Here is a 16,571-nt window from a genome sequence, read left to right on the forward strand (position 1 = left end):
TGCATCGCTGCGCGCGGGGGCAGCGATGCGGTAATGCAGATGATGATCAGGAAGTCTTGACCGGCTTGACCTTGGCGGCGGCTTGCTTGGCGCGGATGCGGGCGTCGCCGACGTTATCGGCGGCGGCCAGCGCCACGCCCATGCGACGGCGCTCGAAGGATTCCGGCTTGCCGAACAGGCGGATGTCGGCGCCCGGGATGCGCAGCGCGTCGGCCACGCCTTCGAAGGCGATGGCCTTGGCGTCATGCTGGCCATAGATCACAGCGGAGGCGCCCGGCGTGCGCAGCGCGACATTGACCGGCAGGCCGAGGATGGCCTTGGCGTGCAGTTCGAACTCGCTCTGGATCTGGGTGACCATGGTGACCATGCCGGTGTCGTGCGGACGCGGGCTGACTTCGGAGAACCAGACCATCTCGCCCTTGACGAACAGCTCGACGCCGAACAGGCCCAGGCCGCCGAGGTTTTCGGTGACTTTGCGGGCGATGTCGCGCGCCTTGTCCAGCGCGGCCGGATGCATCGGATGCGGCTGCCAGGATTCGACGTAATCGCCCTTGACCTGCACGTGGCCGATCGGTTCGCAGAAGCTGGTGATGGTGTCGCCGTTTTCGTTGAGCGAACGCACGGTCAGCAGCGTGATTTCGTAATCGAAATCGATGAAGCCTTCGACGATCACGCGACCGGAGTCGACGCGGCCGCCGGCAGCGGCGTAGTTCCACGCGGCTTCAACTTCGGCGGCGCTGTCGATCTTCGACTGCCCCTTGCCGGAAGACGACATGACCGGCTTGATCACGCAGGGGAATCCGATTTGTTCGGTAGCGGCCTTCAGTTCTTCGAGGCTGTCGGCAAAGCGGTAAGGCGAGGTCGCCAGACTCAGCGTTTCACCGGCCAAGCGGCGGATGCCTTCGCGGTTCATGGTCAGCCAGGCGGCGCGGGCGGTCGGGATGACATGCGCCTTGCCGGCTTTTTCCAGTTCGACCAGGGTTTCGGTGGCGATGGCTTCGATTTCAGGCACTACCAGGTCAGGTTGCTCCTTGGCGATCAGCGCAGCCAGCGCGGCGCCGTCGGTCATGTTGATGACATGCGAGCGATGCGCGACCTGATGGCCCGGCGCATCGGCGTAACGATCCACTGCAATCACTTCCACGCCCAGGCGTTGCAGGGCAATGATCACTTCTTTGCCAAGCTCGCCGGAACCGAGCAGCATGACTTTGGTGGCGGAAGGGGACAGCGGGGTGCCGAGGCGAACGGGTGTCTTCATTGGATAAATGCGGAAAGGAAAGGATGGGAAAGTCGGGGAATCGCGCGACGATACCAAATCCTGGCGGTTTTGGACAGCCAAAGTTGCGCCGCCGTTAGCAAATCGGAAAGCTCTTGAGAGAATGCTTGAAGAAAGGCGGATAAGTGCAAGCAATCCTTAAAAACGCCTCAGCTGCTCCTTATTTCCGTTCGGGCAAGGTGATGGATAGCATTGCCCCACTCAGACTCTTTCCATGCGCATCCAGCGCCAGTGAGCGCGTCACGCCGCCGCCCAGCGCGTGCTGCATGACGAAGTTGAGTGCGCCAAGGTGTGGCAGCTCGTAGCGAACCACGTCGCCTTGCACCACACCGGCGAAATGCGCCTTGACGCGTTCCGTGGTCAGGTGTTTTTCCAGCAGGGCGTAGTCCTTGAGGTCGTAGGCGATGACGGAGATGTTGGATATGTCGCCCTTGTCGCCGGCGCGCGAATGCGCGATGTCTCGCAGCAGCATCTCAGTTCTCCTCGAAATGGATGGCCGGCGCGACCAGTTCGCGCGGCAGCAGCATCGATAATACGGCAATGACTTCGCGCGCCGATTTGGTGGCGCCGCCGCCGCCGGCCGGGCCGCAGGTGTAAAGCGTTTCGACTTCGTTGCCGATGCGTACGGCTTCGCGCAGGCTGGCGGTTCTGCCGGCGACGCGGGCGCGCACTTCGTAGGGTTCGTTGGCGGCGGCAGAGAGTTGCGCGCCATGGATGGCATTGACGCCGATGAGGTCGTAGCGCACTTCGTCGGTCTGTACGCCGGTGAGGGCGAGGCGCTCCCTGACGATGTCCAGCGCCAGCTGGCCGCGTGCTTGCGCTCCGGGACCGGCATAGGAGATCTGGCCTTCGCCGACGTAGCTGTCAATGTAGCCGAGCGTGGTCTTGAGCGTGGCGGGACGGGCGCGGCCGTTGCCGCCGCTGATGGCGACGCGGTCGGGGCCAACTTCGGTGATCGTCACTTGGGAGAAGTCAGCGATCACGTCGGGCGTGAAGTACGCCGCAGGATTGTGGATTTCGTACAGCAGCTGTTCCTTGCAGGTGGCCGCAGTGACTTGTCCGCCCGAGCCGGCGACTTTGGTGATGACGACGCTGCCGTCTTCGCTGACTTCGCCAATAGGAAAGCCGAGACGCGCCAGATCCTTGACATCTTTCACGCCGGGATCGGCAAAGTAGCCGCCGGTGATCTGACCCGCACATTCGAGCAGATGGCCGACCACGGTGCCTTGGCCGAGTCGTTGCCAGTCGTCCATCGCCCAGCCGAATTCATGGATAAGCGGTCCCAGTGCCAGTGCCGGATCGGCGATGCGACCGGTAATGACGACATCGGCACCGGCTTTCAGCGCGTCAACAATCGGCTGCGCACCGAGATAGGCGTTGGCGGATATCAGTTTGTCGCCGAGCGACTTGACCGGGAGCCCGTTGTCTTCGACGCGGTAGTCGCCTTGTTGCAGAATCTCCAATACGTCATCGCCGCAGATGGAAGCAATTTTCAGGTGGGATAGTCCGAGCTGCAGCGCGATTTCACGGATCCTGGCGGCACCTGCGAGCGGATTGGCGGCCCCCATATTGGTAATGATTTTGATACCCTTGTCGGCGCATAATTTCAACACTGCGTGCATGCGGTCAGCCAGCAGAGGATCGTAACCTTTTTGCGGATCGGCGCGGCGTGCCTGCTGACCAATGGCGATGGTGCGCTCGGCCAGACATTCGAAGATCAGGTAATCGAGATCGCCTTTTTCTGCGAGCTCGACTGCCGGTTCAATGCGATCGCCGGAGTAACCGGCGCCGGCGCCGATGCGGATGGTTTTCATGGATGCTGGAGGTATCACGTGTCAGGTATCTGAGCGGTCAGAGTGGAAATAAGCCCAGCATAATCGCCACGATGGTCATGAAGATGGTGGTGGCGAACAGGAAGGGGATGGTGAATTTTTGATGGTCGCCGAGTTCAATGCCGACCAGCCCGATCAGCAGGAAGGTCGCCGGCGTCAACGGACTGACCGGAAAGCCCGTGGTCATTTGTCCCAATAGAGACGCTTGCGCCATTTGCACCGATGGCACGCCGAGGGCGCTGGTTGCTTCGGCCAATACGGGCAGCACGCCGAAGTAGAACGAGTCGGGGTCGAACAGCAGGCTTAAGGGCATGGAAATTACCGCCAACGCGGCCGGCAGATGGTGTGCCATATCTACAGGGATGCTGCCAGCGACAAACTTGGCCATCGCGGTCAGCATACCCGTGCCTTTCATGATGCCGGTGAACACACCGGCCGCCAGCAGGATGCTGGCCATCATGAGAGCTGCTTTCGCATGTGCATCGATGCGGGCGCGTTGCTGCGCCATATCTGGATAGTTGATGAAAAGGGCTAGTACCGTGCCGATCATGAAGCACACAACCGGATCGACTTTGCCGGTGATCATCGTCCCTAGCACGACAAGCACCAGAGCGACGTTGATCAGAAAGCGGCCGGGACGACGCAGCTCCTGCTGATCTTCGCTTAGTTCCTGTTGATGATGACTGATGCCCTGGTACTTTATGGCGGCGTTTTCACTGGTAAGGCCGAGGCGACGTTCCTCTTTTTTGCCGAGCAGCCAGGCGCAAGTGAAGACAAAAAGCATCCCGCAAATTTGTACCGGCACCAGCGGCAGGTATAGATCGGCCACCGGAATGTGCAGCGCGGCGGCTGCGCGCAAGGTCGGGCCACCCCACGGCAAGGCATTGGCTACGCCAGCTGCCATGGCGACTACGCAGGCCAAGATGCGCTTGTCCATCTGTAGCCGTTCGTACAACGGCAGCAGCGCCGGAATCGTCACCAGGAATGTCACGGCACCGGAACCGTCGAGATGCACTACTGCCGCCAGAACAGCGGAGCCAAGCACGATGCGCGACGGCCGCATGCCGACAACCTTGAGGACTTTGTTGATGATTGGATCGAGCATGCCAGCGTCCTTGAGGATGCCGAAGAACAGAATGGCGAAGACGAACATGCCGACAATCGGAGCAATGCTCTTGATCCCATCGACCATGAATTTCCCGACGCCGAGGCCGAAGCCGCCGATCAGCGCGGCGGCAAATGGAATGGCAATGAGGGCCGCCAGCGGTGACATTTTTTTTGTCAGGATGGCGGTGAGTAAAACAATGATCGTGATAAAACCGAGCAGGGCAAGCATGCGTGTCTCCGGTATTTTTGTTGACGGAATTACCGGTAGCCGGTTTCCGTGGATTCTTGTTGATCCGTCTGGATACGTCTGTTCCAGACGCAGTGCAATGTGGGGCGAGTGTAGGTGCCGGGCAATTTTGTTGTAAAGTTCATTTTTTCGATTGATTAATCGGTTTTGTGAATGAATCAATATGCAAGCAAATATCTCGACCCGGCTGTTGCAGGGCTTTCTCGCACTTAACGACTGCCGCCACTTCGGCCACGCTGCTGAACGCTGCCATGTGTCGCAATCGGCGTTTAGCGTGATGATCCAGAAGCTGGAAGCCGCTGCCGGTGCGAAGTTGTTTGTGCGCGACACCCGCAACGTGACGCTGACAGCGGAAGGCGAGTTGTTCGTCGAAGTGGCGCGCCAGCTGATGACCGATATCGAGGCGGCGTTTTCCAACATGAGCGACTACGTTGCTCGCCGCAAGGGAAAGGTCTCCATCGCCGCCTTGCCGTCGCTGGCGGCTGGATGGCTGCCACCGGTGCTGGCTGCATATCGCGCGCAGTATCCGGGCGTAACGGTGGAGCTGTTCGATGCGCTTTCAGATCATTGCCTGAACTATCTGCGCCAAGGCAAGGCTGATATTGCACTGACCGCGCCGGGGCCGAACCTGATGGAGTTCGACACGCAACCGTTGTGCGAGGATCCGTTTTACCTGGTCTGCCGGCGCGACCATAAGCTGGCGAAGAAGCGCGTCATCCAGGTGCCGCAACTGGCCGGCTGCGAACTGATCCACCTGGCGCGCTCCACCAGCGTGCGCCAGCATCTCGACGCGCTGCTGCAGCCGGTCGGGGTGGTCAATACGGGATTGGAGGTGGAGCATCTGGCGACGGTCGCCGGCCTGATCGAAAGCGGGCTGGGCGTGAGCCTGGTGCCGGAGCTGACGCTGTTCCAGTTCCGTCATCCGAACCTGGTGGCGATACCGTTGAATGCACCCGATCTGGTGCGGCCGCTGCTGATCGTCAAGGCCAAGGAACGCAGCCTGTCGATTGCGGCGCAAGGTTTGCTGGAGCTGATACAAGAAAAAAGCCGGTCAGGATTTGCACCCTGACCGGCTCGACGTACTCTCTCACTTGTATTTGCAGATTCTGCAGACTCCTTGCAAGCGAGGGAGCCGTCCGGCTTCCCCCTCTTGATGCTTTTAGTACTCTTCGGCGTTGATGTTGTTGTCCTTGGATTCCTTGACGAAGAGCAGACCGATGACAAATGTCGCCAGCGCGATCACGATCGGATACCACAGACCGTAATAGATGTCGCCCTTGTACGCCACCAGCGCGAAGGCCGTGGTCGGCAGCAGGCCGCCGAACCAGCCGTTACCGATGTGGTAAGGCATGGACATCGAGGTGTAGCGGATGCGGGTCGGGAACATTTCCACCAGCGCGGCGGCAACCGGACCGTAGACCATGGTCACGTAGAGCACCAGGATGAAGAGCAGCAGCAGGACCATCGGCTTGTTCATCTGATCAGGATCAGCCTTGGTCGGGTAACCGGCAGCCTTGATATCGTCAGCCAGTTCCTTGGAGAACGCCTTGTCCTTCGCTGAAGCATCTTCCTTGGACAGGCCTGCGGCATCATACGAAGTGAGGATCTTCTCGCCGATCTTGATGGTGGCGACGGAGCCCGGGGCGCCAGCCACGTTTTCGTAGTTCACCGAAGCGGCGGACAGCTTGGCCTTGGCGATATCGCAAGACGAAGTGAATTTCTTGGTGCCGGTCGGGTTGAACTGGAATTGGCAAGTTGCAGGATCGGCGGTGACGATCACAGGCGCTTTTTTCAGGGCTGCTTCCAGCGCCGGGTTGGCGTAGTGAGTCAGGCCCTGGAAGATCGGGAAGTAGGTCACTGCAGCGATCAGGCAGCCGCCCAGGATGATAGGTTTGCGGCCGATCTTGTCGGACAGCGAACCGAACACCAGGAAGAACGGTGTTGCCAGCAGCAGCGCCAGCGCGATCAGGATGTTGGCCAGCGGACCGTCGACCTTCAGCGTTTGCGTCAGGAAGAACAGCGAGTAGAACTGACCTGCATACCAGACCACGGCTTGACCCGCAGTCATGCCGATCAGCGCCAGGATGACCAGCTTCAGGTTCTTCCATTTGCCGAATGCTTCGGTCAGCGGCGCCTTCGACAGCTTGCCTTCGGATTTCATCTTCAGGAAGGCCGGCGACTCATTCATCGACAGGCGGATCCAGACGGAAATGCCCAGCAGGATGATCGAGACCAGGAACGGAATGCGCCATCCCCAGTCGGCGAATGCGGCTTCGCCGACGGCGGTGCGTACGCCCAGGATCACCAGCAGCGACAGGAACAAGCCCAGCGTCGCTGTCGTTTGAATCCATGCCGTGAACGAACCGCGTTTGCCTTCCGGCGCGTGCTCGGCGACGTAGGTCGCTGCGCCGCCGTATTCACCACCCAGCGCCAGGCCCTGCAGGATGCGCAGGATGATCAGGATGATCGGAGCGGCAATGCCGATGGAGTTGTAATTCGGCAGGATGCCGACGATGAAGGTTGACGCACCCATGATCAGGATGGTCACCAGGAAGGTGTATTTACGTCCGACCAGGTCGCCCAGGCGGCCGAACACCAGCGCGCCGAACGGACGCACGATGAAGCCTGCGGCAAATGCCAGCAGCGCGAAAATGAAAGCGGTGTTTGGATCCGTGCCGGCGAAGAACTGCTTGGCGATGATCGCTGCCAGCGAGCCGTACAGATAGAAGTCGTACCATTCGAAAACAGTACCCAGCGAAGACGCGAAAATGACTTTGCGCTCTTCGGGAGTAATGGTGTGCGCAGTGGAAGCTGTCGCCATGCTTGTCTCCTAGATTTATTGATGTAATTGGATGTACAAACGGGCGACCGGGACGACCCAAACTGCGCAGGCGCCATTTGTGCACGGATGGAGTGTGCGACGCGAACCTTACGCAGGACTTGCTTGAAACTTACATAAGCTTACAGGGAATTTTCCGCATTGCAGCGTAGACGGCGATGACGATCAGGCCGCTTGCTGTTGCAGGAAAACCGGCACTTTGGCGGCAGGCAGGCGGTTGATTGCCGCCAGCAAGGTGGGGTCGACGCGTGTGCATTTGTGGTGGCCGCGCAGGCGCTCGCTCAAGTGCAGCAGCAACTCGGCGGAGACTTCGGCATCGGCTTCCGCTCTGTGGGCATGGCCGCTGAAGCGGATGCCGAGGCTGTCGGCCAGGCTCGACAAACGATAGCTGGACAGGCCCGGCAGCAGCCGGCGCGACAGCAGCAGTGAGCAGACCAGCTCGGAATAACCGGCCTGCAGATCAAGGCGTTCGGCTTCGGCGGCGAGGAATTTGGCGTCGAAACTGGCGTTGTGCGCTGCAAGAGCGTCGCTGCCGATGAAACGCAACAATTCCGGCAATACGCGTTCCACCGGCGGAGCGGAATCGACCATGTCCTGGGTGATGCCGGTCAGTACGGTGATTTCGTAAGGCACTTCGGCGCCACAGTTGATCAGCGAGACGAAACGCTCGACCACGCGGCCGTCGACAATGCGCAGCGCAGCGACTTCGGTGATGCGGGCGCCTTGCGCAGGACTCAGGCCGGTGGTTTCGAAGTCCAGCATGACGACAGGTTGGTTGATCACGGCAACGGCAATTCAAAAGATGACGAAGGACGAATTTTAATACGGCGCGAGGTTTCGCTCTGAAAATCATCCAGGAGAAGCACGCGTCCAGAGCATCCCGGACGGCCTTCGCTTATCATTACGGCTTTGCTTATTTTGCCGGGAGACTCGCCATGCTGAAACACATCGTCATGTGGAAACTGAAAGACCAGGCCGAAGGCGGCGACAAGGCGACCAATGCGCGCAAGATGAAGGAGCTGCTGGACGGTTGCAAGAACCTGGTGCCAGGCATCCTGAAGTTCGAAGCGGCGCTGGCGCAACCGGGGCTGGAAGCGACTTACGACGTGGTGCTGTATTCCGAGTTCGAATCGCAGGCGGCGCTCGACGCCTATCAGGATCATCCCGACCACGTCGCCATCAAGCCTTTCATCGGCGCGATCCGCGAGGCGCGTCAATGCATGGACTATCTGGCCTGAACACGCGCGGACATGACTCATTCACTCTCTGAAGTTTTCACCAACGGCAATCCCTATCTGGAGAGCCTGGGCGTCGAGGTCCTGGAATACGGCGACGGCAAGGCCTCCATGGCATTGCTGCTGCGCCCCGAATTCATGAACAGCTGGCTGGTCGCACAGGGCGGCATTTCGATGACGCTGATGGACGTCGCAATGGGACTGGCGGCGCGCACCGCGATTCCCGACGCCAAGTCGTCCGCCACGGTCGACATGAGCACCAGCTTCCTGCTGCCGGCGGGCAAGGCCGGCGAAACCATCGTCGCCAAGGGCGTCGCCTACCATCGCTCGACCACCATGTGTTTTTGTGAAGCCGAGCTGTGGAACGGCGACAAGCTGGTCGCCAAGGCCATGGGCACCTTCAAGGCGATCAAGCGCCTCGACATCGCCAAGAAGCTGACGGACGAGTCGTAATCCGTCATTGACCTCACCGACATCACCAGAACAACAGAGATTCCGAACATGAGCTACAACATCAAGATTGCCGCCTGGGACGTGCTGCGCGAGGACGCCGCAGTGATTCGTAATGAAGTCTTCGTCATCGAACAAAACGTGCCGGCCGAACTGGAAATGGACGAGATGGATGCGGTATGCGTACATGCCGTAGCCTATGATGCCGCCGGCGTGCCGGTGGCGACCGGTCGCCTGCTGCCGGACGGTCATATCGGTCGCATGGCGGTGCGCAAGAGCGGCCGCGGCAAAGGCATCGGCGGCAGCGTGCTGCAGGCGCTGATGGCGGCGGCGCGCGCACGCGGCGACAGTGAGGTGGCGTTGAATGCACAAACGCATGCAGCTTCCTTCTACGGCAGCCACGGTTTCACCCGGGAGGGCGCCGAGTTCATGGAAGCCGGTATCCCGCACATCCACATGCGCGCTGCGTTGGGCTGATCCCGCTGTCAAGCCCGGGGTGAGGGCGGTTCTCGTCCTTGCCCGCATTCCCCAATTTTTGTTTTTTTCGGTACGCGCCTGCTGTCCCATGCGGATGGCAGCGTGGTGTTGTCATGGGGAAATGAATTGTGTTTTGTTGTGGTTTCCCACAATATCTAGAGGTATGCCGGTCGGGCATACTTGCGCCCGCAGCGACTCATGCCGTGTTACACAGCTTTGCGACGTCGACTGCAGACAGTTTCCTGGATTTCATAATAAACGGAGAACCGCAATGGCCGCCAAAACGCCGATTTACAGATCCCTCTACTTCCAGGTACTGGTGGCAATTGCCATCGGCGTGCTGCTGGGCCACTTCTATCCACAGTCGGGCGAGGCGATGAAGCCGTTCGGCGACGGCTTCATCAAGCTGATCAAGATGATCATCGCGCCGGTGATTTTCTGCACCGTCGTGCTCGGCATCGCCGGCATGGAAGACATGAAAAAGGTCGGCAAGACCGGCGGTCTGGCGCTGCTGTACTTTGAAGTCGTCAGCACCCTGGCGCTGATCGTCGGCCTGATCCTGGTCAATGTGCTGCAACCGGGCGCGGGCATGAACATCGATGCAAGCACGATCGACACCAAGAGCATCGCCGCCTACACCGCACCGGGCAAGATGACCAGCACGACAGACTTCGTGATGAACATCATCCCGACCAGCATGTTCGATGCGTTCGCCAAGGGCGACGTGTTGCAGGTGCTGCTGATTTCGGTGCTGTTCGGTTTCGCGCTGCATAAGTTCGGCGGCCGCGGCACGCTGGTGTTCGATTTCATCGAAAAAATCTCGCATGTCCTGTTCTCGGTCGTCGGCACGATCATGAAGGCTGCTCCGATCGGCGCATTCGGCGCGATGGCATTCACCATCGGCAAGTACGGCGTCGGCTCGCTGCTGTCGCTGGGCAAGCTGATGGGGACGTTCTACCTGACCTGCCTGTTCTTCATCTTCGTCATCCTTGGCACCATTACGCGACTGCACGGTTTCAGCGTGTGGAAGTTCGTCAAGTACATCAAGGAAGAACTGCTGATCGTGCTGGGCACTTCGTCGTCTGAGTCGGTGCTGCCGCGCATGCTGGCCAAGATGGAAAACCTGGGCGCCAAGAAGACCGTGGTCGGCCTCGTGATTCCGACCGGTTATTCGTTCAACCTGGACGGTACCGCGATTTACCTGACCATGGCGGCGGTGTTCATCGCCCAGGCGACCAACACGCCGATGACGTTGGTGCAGGAACTGACCTTGCTGGCCGTGCTGCTGCTGACTTCCAAGGGCGCTGCCGGTATTACCGGCAGCGGCTTCATCGTGCTCGCGGCGACGCTGTCGGCGGTCGGCCACGTGCCGGTTGCGGGCCTGGCGCTGATTCTCGGCATTGACCGCTTCATGTCCGAAGCGCGCGCGTTGACCAACACCATCGGCAATGGCGTCGCGACCCTGGTCGTGGCGAAGTGGAGCAACGAGCTTGATGAGAAGCGCCTGCATGCCCAGCTCAACAATGAAACATCGGAAGAGGCCGACGAGCCGGAAGCGGTCCTGGATCGCACCGAAGCCAAGATCCATCATTGACGTGGTTGTCGCTCGCTGATGCGGGCGGCGCAAAAAAAGGCGGCGAGACTAATGGTCTCGCCGCCTTTTTTATTGTCATCGGCCGCACAAAAGAAAAGACCCATAACGGATGGGGCACGTTACGGGTCCGGGTCTCCTCGCAGCCTCTTGAGGACTGGATTTATTTGGACCTATTGTGTGCCGTTTGACGTGATTAGTCATTCTGCAGTGCAGCATGCTTTTTAGCGGGAGGAGCGGTGGAATGCGGGTTTGCGCGCAGGTGGCCGAAATTGGCAAACCGAAAAGGCAAAAAAAAGCCCGCGACCTGACGGTGCGGGCTTAAATCCAATTCTTTAAGGAGGAAATTGGAGGAGACAGGTGCAACTTTAATGCTCTGCACAAAAACCATCTACTTTATTTCTCAAATATCAGATATGCGTTTTGGTGATAATGCAAGTATTTTCGCCCGAGACCAGCCTTAGCTGGGGCTTTCAGGACGCTCGATTTCCGGTTTGAGCTTGAGTTTGCAGGGTGATTTCTTTTGCTGCGGCTCGGTGGCGGGGGGCGACTGGCAAGACGTGATCGGATCCGATACGTGCTCACTCAGGACCGGTTCGCCGACGATGGGTACGCGCACGACCGTGGAAGCGCGGGTGCCATAGTCGGGCGAGCAGATGAAGATGGAGGAGAGGACGCGCTCCCATTCCTGGCTGACGCCGGTGCTCGGGAGGCGGCAGTCGTTGGCGCGCGTGCTGTCGCTGAGCAGCTCGAAAAAAGTTTCTTCCGGCGCGCCTTGGCACAACAGGCTGGCGAATTGCGCCTTGGCGCGGGTCAGCTTGGGCCATGGCGTGTCGAGCAAGGCATTGGACAGGCCGTAGACGCCATAGCCCAGCGGTTTGCCGTTGCGCGGGTCTTCCTCTCCCTTGTTGGAGTACCAGAGCAGGGTTTCGCGATCGCCGACGATCAGGTTGAAGCCGTTGTATTGGCCGGCATCGGCACGGATGTGCTCGACGTATTGTTCCGGCGTCAATGCGCCCGCCAGATAATCCGACACCAGTTTGCCGCGCGTGGGCGCATCCGGGCGTTTTTCAGTCGGTGCACGCACGTTGGTCAGCGCCGCGAAACGGCCGTTGCGCGTCACGCCAAGCCAGGTGCCGCCGGCTTGCAGGTCGCGGCCGGCGTAGACGTCGGGCTGGTCTTCCCACCATCCGGCGGCGCTGGCCGGGCGGTTGTAGAACTCGTCGCGATTGGCCGCCGCAATCAGCGGCATGCCGGGGATGACTTTCCACGCAAAAATGATCAGGCACATGGTGAAAAATCCAGGAAGTATTCGGTGTGGCGCGGTCCGTCGATCAGCGCGGGCAAGCCGGAGCTTGTGACTGCCGCTTCAAGGACGCTTTCAAAGCCGTCCGGAGTATCGAGGTAGACCTCCATCCACGTATGCAAGCCGTCCTTGTCCTGCGGCCGTCGCTTCAGTTCGGTGGCGACCTGATACTGCTGCGACAGGCGTGCTTGCAAGGCGATTGCCTGTTGCTCCAGCTGTGCCGATTTTCCGGCAGGGACGCGGTAGTAAATATAAAGATCCATCGACGGGCTCCGGTCGCTTATGTCGCGGGTGCCGCTTACTGCGGGTCCGTCAATTCATACGGCAGCGTCTGCAATTGCAGCGCAGGGCCGTCGACACTGCCCAGATGTATGCTGCCGGATTCCGCCGCAGCCAGTTTGATTTCCACCAGGCAGGCCGAATTGCCGGCGCCGGCCGGTTCGGCGTTGACCACCATGCCGCAAGGCTGGCCCGGGTCTGCGCTGGAAAACACCTCCGTGCCGGCGGCAACTTGCCCGGCGGCGACCAGCGCGAGCACGCTGCGGCGTTTCAGCTTGCCGAGGTATTGGCTGCGCGCGACGATTTCCTGGCCGGGATAGCAGCCTTTCTTGAAATTGACGCCGCCGATCAGCTCAAAATTGATCATCTGCGGCACGAACTGCTCCTGCGTCGGCTGCGTGATGGTCGGGACACCGGCGTAGATATCGCTCAGGCGCCAGGCATGGGCGTCGGCAACTGTCAATTTTTGAGTCAGCAGCGGCCAGGCGGCGATCGCCTGTTCCTCGGTGGTAATCCACTGGAAACGCGGCGCGCCACGGCTGTCGGCTACGCGCAGCAGGGTGCCGTGTTCGTTGTCGGTTTTGCCATACGGCTGCGCCGGCAGTTGCGGAAACCACTGCTGCAAAGCGGCGGCGGCAGTGTTGCCGGCCAGGCCCAGCGCTACGCGTTGCTCGCTGATATCGGCCAGCTTGGCTTTGGCGCGCAGGACGAACATCTGCAGGCGCTTCTGGATTACCGGTTGCAGTGAGCGCGGCAGTTGCAGCACGATCTGGTCGGCGTCCTTCCACATCAGGAACGTCGCCAGCAGGCGGCCCTTGGGGGTGCAATAACCGGCCAGGCGGACGCTGGCGAGATCGAGCTTTTCGACGTCGTTGGTGATCTGGTTGTGCAGGAAAGATGCGGCGTCGTCACCGGTCAAAGAAATCAGGCCGAGGTCGTTCAGCGGGGCAACGAAATTGTCCGGCAGTAAAGCGCCGGCGTCAGCATTGATATGCGAGCCTTGCTGGTCAAGGAAGGTGTGCCACGCGGAGCGTGCCGGAGTCGGATCGGTCATAATTAGGTTACTGGGCTAACAGCGATTATCATTGATGCCTCGATTATAGTGGCGCTGGAAAAAGCGCGTCGGATTGCGCTGATTTTGCTTCTCCAATGAAAAAAATATTCAATACCCTCGTTCTGCTATGTGTCCTGGCCGCCTGCGGGGCCGCCTATTGGCTTAGTCAGCCGATTATCGAAGAAGGCGGGAAACCGGTCGAATTCGCCATTACTGCCGGCGCCGGCGTCAACGGCGCCGCGCAGCAGATCGCCGATGCCGGCGCGCCGGTCAATCCGATGCTGTTCGCCTTGCTGGCGCGCGGCAGCGGCAAGGGCAACCGCATCAAGGCCGGCAGTTACGAGTTGAAACCGGGCGCGACGCCATTGCGGCTGCTTGAGCAACTGGTGCGCGGCGAGTTCGCACAAGAGTCGCTGACCATCATCGAAGGCTGGAATTTCCGCCAGATGCGCCAGGCCATCGCCGACCATAAAGGACTCAAGCACGACACCGCAGCGCTGTCCAACGCCGAATTGCTGGCCAAGCTGACCACCGAGTTCGTCGTACCGGAAGGTTTGTTCTTCCCCGACACCTACCTGTTCGCCAAAGGCGCCAGCGACATGCAAATCTATCGCCAGGCGTTCACGCTCATGAGCAAGCGTCTCAATGAGGCCTGGAGCAAGCGCGATCTGTCCTTGCCGTACAAGACGCCTTACGACGCCTTGATCATGGCCTCCATCGTCGAGAAGGAAACCGGCCAGAAGTCCGAGCGCGGCATGGTCGCCGGCGTATTTGTCAACCGCCTGAAGACCGGCATGCTGCTGCAGACCGATCCGACCGTGATTTACGGCATGGGCGAGCGCTACCAGGGCGTGATCCGCAAAAGCGACCTGCTGACCGACACGCCGTACAATACCTACACCCGCAAAGGCATGCCGCCGACGCCGATTGCGCTGCCGGGCGCGGCATCCTTGGCCGCGGCGATGAACCCGGACAAGACCGAAGCCCTGTATTTCGTGGCGCGCGGCGACGGCACCAGTCATTTTTCCAGCAACCTGAGCGAGCATAATCAGGCGGTCAACAAGTATCAGCGTTGACGGACCCGCTGACTCATCCGCTGATTCACTCGCTGATTCACCCGCGCTGATTTTTCATTTCGACCGAACATCTTATTTCCATGGCATCTGGCAAATTCATTACTTTCGAAGGCATCGACGGCGCCGGCAAGTCGACCCATATCGCCTTCGTCGCCGACTTGCTGCGCTCGCGCGGCCTGACGGTGGTGACCACGCGCGAACCGGGCGGCACCGAGCTGGGCGAGAGCCTGCGCGCGATGGTGCTGCATCAGAAGATGCATCTGGAAACCGAGGCATTGCTGATGTTCGCCGGCCGCCGCGAGCATCTGGCACAGGTCATCGAGCCGGCGCTGGCGCGCGGCGACTGGGTGATTTCCGATCGTTTCACCGATGCCACTTTCGCCTACCAGGGCGGCGGTCGCCATCTGTCGCTCGACAAGCTCAATGCGCTCGAACAATGGGTGCATCCGCACCTGCAGCCGGATCTGACGCTGCTGTTCGACGTGCCGCTGGAAGTGGCGCGCGCACGCCTCGACGCCGAGCGCACACTGGACAAGTTCGAGCAGGAGAAGGCCGATTTCTTCGCCGCTACCCGGGCTGAATACCTGCGCCGCGCGGTGCAGTTTCCGCAGCGTTTCCGCGTCATCGACTCAACCCGCGCCATCGCCGATATCCAGCAGGAAATCGCGCAGTTGCTGGACGCGGTCTGATGCACATCACCCATGACTGAACACGCATGAGCAATACCGTTTTCCCCTGGCTTGAAGACAGCTGGCTGCAACTGCAGCAGCTACGCGCACGCTTGCCGCACGCGATCCTGTTCTACGGCCCCGAAGGCATAGGCAAGACTGATTTCGTCGAGTCGTTTGCACAGTCGCTGCTGTGCGAAGACGTACAACCCGATGGCCATGCCTGCGGCGCCTGCGCCTCATGCGGCTGGTTCTCGCAGTACAACCATCCCGACTACCGTCGCGTGCGCCCGGAAATCCTTGATGGCGAAGACGGCGGCGATGACGGCGACGGCGAGGAAAAGAAGACCGCCAAAGCCAGCAAGACGCCCTCGAAAGAAATCAAGATCGACCAGATCCGCGCGCTGGCCGACTTCATGAACGTCTCCACGCATCGGTCCGGCATGCGCGTGGTGGTGCTGTATCCGGCCGAAGCGCTGAACACTCCTGCCGCCAACTCGTTGCTGAAAACGCTGGAAGAGCCGCCGCCGAACACCATGTTCCTGCTGGTCTCGAACCGGCTCGACCGCTTGCTGCCGACCATCCTGTCGCGTTGCCGTAAATTCGCGCTGGCCTTGCCGTCGCATGATGACGGCCTGGCCTGGCTCAAGCAGCAGAACGTCAAGGACGCCGACGTCTGGCTGTCGGAGCAGGGCGGTGCGCCGCTGGCCGCGTTGAACGCTTCACAGGGCGATGGCCGCGAGGTCATGGATGAATTCCTGCGTTCCTTGTGCCATCCCGGCATCGACGTTGCGTTGAAGACCGCCGAACGCCTGCAGAAGACGCCGGTTGCCGACCTCGTCGGCTGGCAGCAGCGCTGGCTGTACGATCTGTTCGCACTGAAGTCGGGCGGGCCGATCCGCTACTATCCGCGCTACAGCAAGGAGCTTGGCGCATTGAGTGGACGCATCGACACGGTCACCATCGCCACCGCGCTCAAGGCCGCCAACGACCGTCGCGCGATTGCCGACCATCCCTTGTCGGCGCGGCTGTTCATTGAAGAAATGCTGATGGAGTATTCTTCGCTGTTTGCCTGATCCGGGCGGAGGCCTTCCTTGCGAATGCCTCCGCCATCTCCACCATTACCAGTTACTA

At 60.4% G+C, this 16,571-nt stretch carries 17 protein-coding genes; 8 read left to right on the forward strand and 9 right to left on the reverse strand.

The features are described from left to right. Positions 1–46: 46 nt before the first annotated feature. The 4 genes from purT to DXT88_RS11155 all read right to left on the reverse strand — a co-directional run bounded on the left by purT (position 47) and on the right by DXT88_RS11155 (position 4,444). On the reverse strand, positions 47–1,258 hold the full coding sequence (purT, locus tag DXT88_RS11140; protein ID WP_265213398.1) for a formate-dependent phosphoribosylglycinamide formyltransferase: 1,212 nt from the start codon (positions 1,256–1,258) through the stop codon (positions 47–49). Positions 1,259–1,436: 178 nt separating this feature from the next. Then, the gene (locus tag DXT88_RS11145) at positions 1,437–1,748 is read right to left on the reverse strand and encodes an AtuA-related protein (RefSeq protein WP_016835469.1); all 312 of its coding nucleotides are present in this window, start codon (positions 1,746–1,748) and stop codon (positions 1,437–1,439) included. Position 1,749: 1 nt separating this feature from the next. Further along, positions 1,750–3,090, reverse strand: a complete 1,341-nt coding sequence (locus DXT88_RS11150; protein WP_265213400.1) for an acyclic terpene utilization AtuA family protein — start codon at positions 3,088–3,090, stop codon at positions 1,750–1,752. A gap of 37 nt (positions 3,091–3,127) precedes the next feature. Continuing rightward, entirely contained in the window at positions 3,128–4,444 is a 1,317-nt protein-coding gene (locus tag DXT88_RS11155) for a CitMHS family transporter (RefSeq protein WP_265213402.1), read from the reverse strand. A gap of 181 nt (positions 4,445–4,625) precedes the next feature. Here DXT88_RS11155 and DXT88_RS11160 point away from each other — a divergent pair, with 181 nt between their 5' ends. Next, the gene (locus DXT88_RS11160; protein WP_016835472.1) at positions 4,626–5,531 is read left to right on the forward strand and encodes a LysR family transcriptional regulator; all 906 of its coding nucleotides are present in this window, start codon (positions 4,626–4,628) and stop codon (positions 5,529–5,531) included. 90 nt (positions 5,532–5,621) lie between these two features. On the opposite strand, the gene DXT88_RS11165 is transcribed toward DXT88_RS11160, so the two are convergent. Then, positions 5,622–7,283: an MFS transporter gene (locus DXT88_RS11165; RefSeq protein WP_265213405.1), complete on the reverse strand. Its 1,662-nt coding sequence runs from the start codon at positions 7,281–7,283 to the stop codon at positions 5,622–5,624. 183 nt (positions 7,284–7,466) lie between these two features. Next, a complete protein-coding gene (locus tag DXT88_RS11170) occupies positions 7,467–8,084 on the reverse strand; it encodes a 3'-5' exonuclease (RefSeq protein WP_016835474.1) in 618 nt (205 codons plus the stop codon). A gap of 152 nt (positions 8,085–8,236) precedes the next feature. Between DXT88_RS11170 and DXT88_RS11175 the strand changes: the two genes are divergently transcribed. The 4 genes from DXT88_RS11175 to DXT88_RS11190 all read left to right on the forward strand — a co-directional run bounded on the left by DXT88_RS11175 (position 8,237) and on the right by DXT88_RS11190 (position 11,057). Further along, complete coding sequence (locus DXT88_RS11175; RefSeq protein WP_265213408.1) at positions 8,237–8,539, forward strand: Dabb family protein; 303 nt, start codon at positions 8,237–8,239, stop codon at positions 8,537–8,539. 12 nt (positions 8,540–8,551) lie between these two features. Next, complete coding sequence (locus tag DXT88_RS11180) at positions 8,552–8,989, forward strand: PaaI family thioesterase (protein ID WP_016835476.1); 438 nt, start codon at positions 8,552–8,554, stop codon at positions 8,987–8,989. Positions 8,990–9,037: 48 nt separating this feature from the next. Further along, complete coding sequence (locus DXT88_RS11185; protein ID WP_265213411.1) at positions 9,038–9,463, forward strand: GNAT family N-acetyltransferase; 426 nt, start codon at positions 9,038–9,040, stop codon at positions 9,461–9,463. A 271-nt stretch (positions 9,464–9,734) separates the two neighbouring features. Then, positions 9,735–11,057, forward strand: coding sequence for a dicarboxylate/amino acid:cation symporter (locus DXT88_RS11190; RefSeq protein WP_265213412.1), 1,323 nt, complete (start codon positions 9,735–9,737; stop codon positions 11,055–11,057). Between the two features lie 457 nt (positions 11,058–11,514). Here the strand turns inward: DXT88_RS11190 and DXT88_RS11195 are convergent, their stop codons facing one another. The 3 genes from DXT88_RS11195 to ygfZ are packed head-to-tail and all read right to left on the reverse strand — an operon-like array spanning position 11,515 to position 13,693. Then, positions 11,515–12,345, reverse strand: a complete 831-nt coding sequence (locus tag DXT88_RS11195) for an NRDE family protein (RefSeq protein ID WP_265213413.1) — start codon at positions 12,343–12,345, stop codon at positions 11,515–11,517. Then, positions 12,336–12,623: a DUF4936 family protein gene (locus DXT88_RS11200; RefSeq protein WP_016835481.1), complete on the reverse strand. Its 288-nt coding sequence runs from the start codon at positions 12,621–12,623 to the stop codon at positions 12,336–12,338. The genes DXT88_RS11195 and DXT88_RS11200 overlap by 10 nt, the downstream gene beginning before the upstream one ends. A gap of 35 nt (positions 12,624–12,658) precedes the next feature. Next, the gene (ygfZ, locus tag DXT88_RS11205; protein ID WP_265213415.1) at positions 12,659–13,693 is read right to left on the reverse strand and encodes a CAF17-like 4Fe-4S cluster assembly/insertion protein YgfZ; all 1,035 of its coding nucleotides are present in this window, start codon (positions 13,691–13,693) and stop codon (positions 12,659–12,661) included. A gap of 95 nt (positions 13,694–13,788) precedes the next feature. Here ygfZ and mltG point away from each other — a divergent pair, with 95 nt between their 5' ends. From mltG to DXT88_RS11220, 3 genes are all read left to right on the forward strand, one after another. Further along, complete coding sequence (mltG, locus tag DXT88_RS11210) at positions 13,789–14,769, forward strand: endolytic transglycosylase MltG (RefSeq protein ID WP_265213417.1); 981 nt, start codon at positions 13,789–13,791, stop codon at positions 14,767–14,769. 80 nt (positions 14,770–14,849) lie between these two features. After that, on the forward strand, positions 14,850–15,458 hold the full coding sequence (tmk, locus tag DXT88_RS11215) for a dTMP kinase (protein WP_265213419.1): 609 nt from the start codon (positions 14,850–14,852) through the stop codon (positions 15,456–15,458). A 26-nt stretch (positions 15,459–15,484) separates the two neighbouring features. Continuing rightward, positions 15,485–16,513 carry a DNA polymerase III subunit delta' gene (locus DXT88_RS11220; protein WP_265213421.1) on the forward strand — a complete coding sequence of 343 codons (1,029 nt, stop codon included), beginning with the start codon at positions 15,485–15,487 and terminating at the stop codon, positions 16,511–16,513. Positions 16,514–16,571 lie beyond the last annotated feature (58 nt).

It is taken from the genome of Herbaspirillum lusitanum (assembly GCF_026127345.1).
In the GTDB taxonomy this organism is placed as follows: Bacteria; Pseudomonadota; Gammaproteobacteria; order Burkholderiales; family Burkholderiaceae_D; genus Herbaspirillum; species Herbaspirillum lusitanum.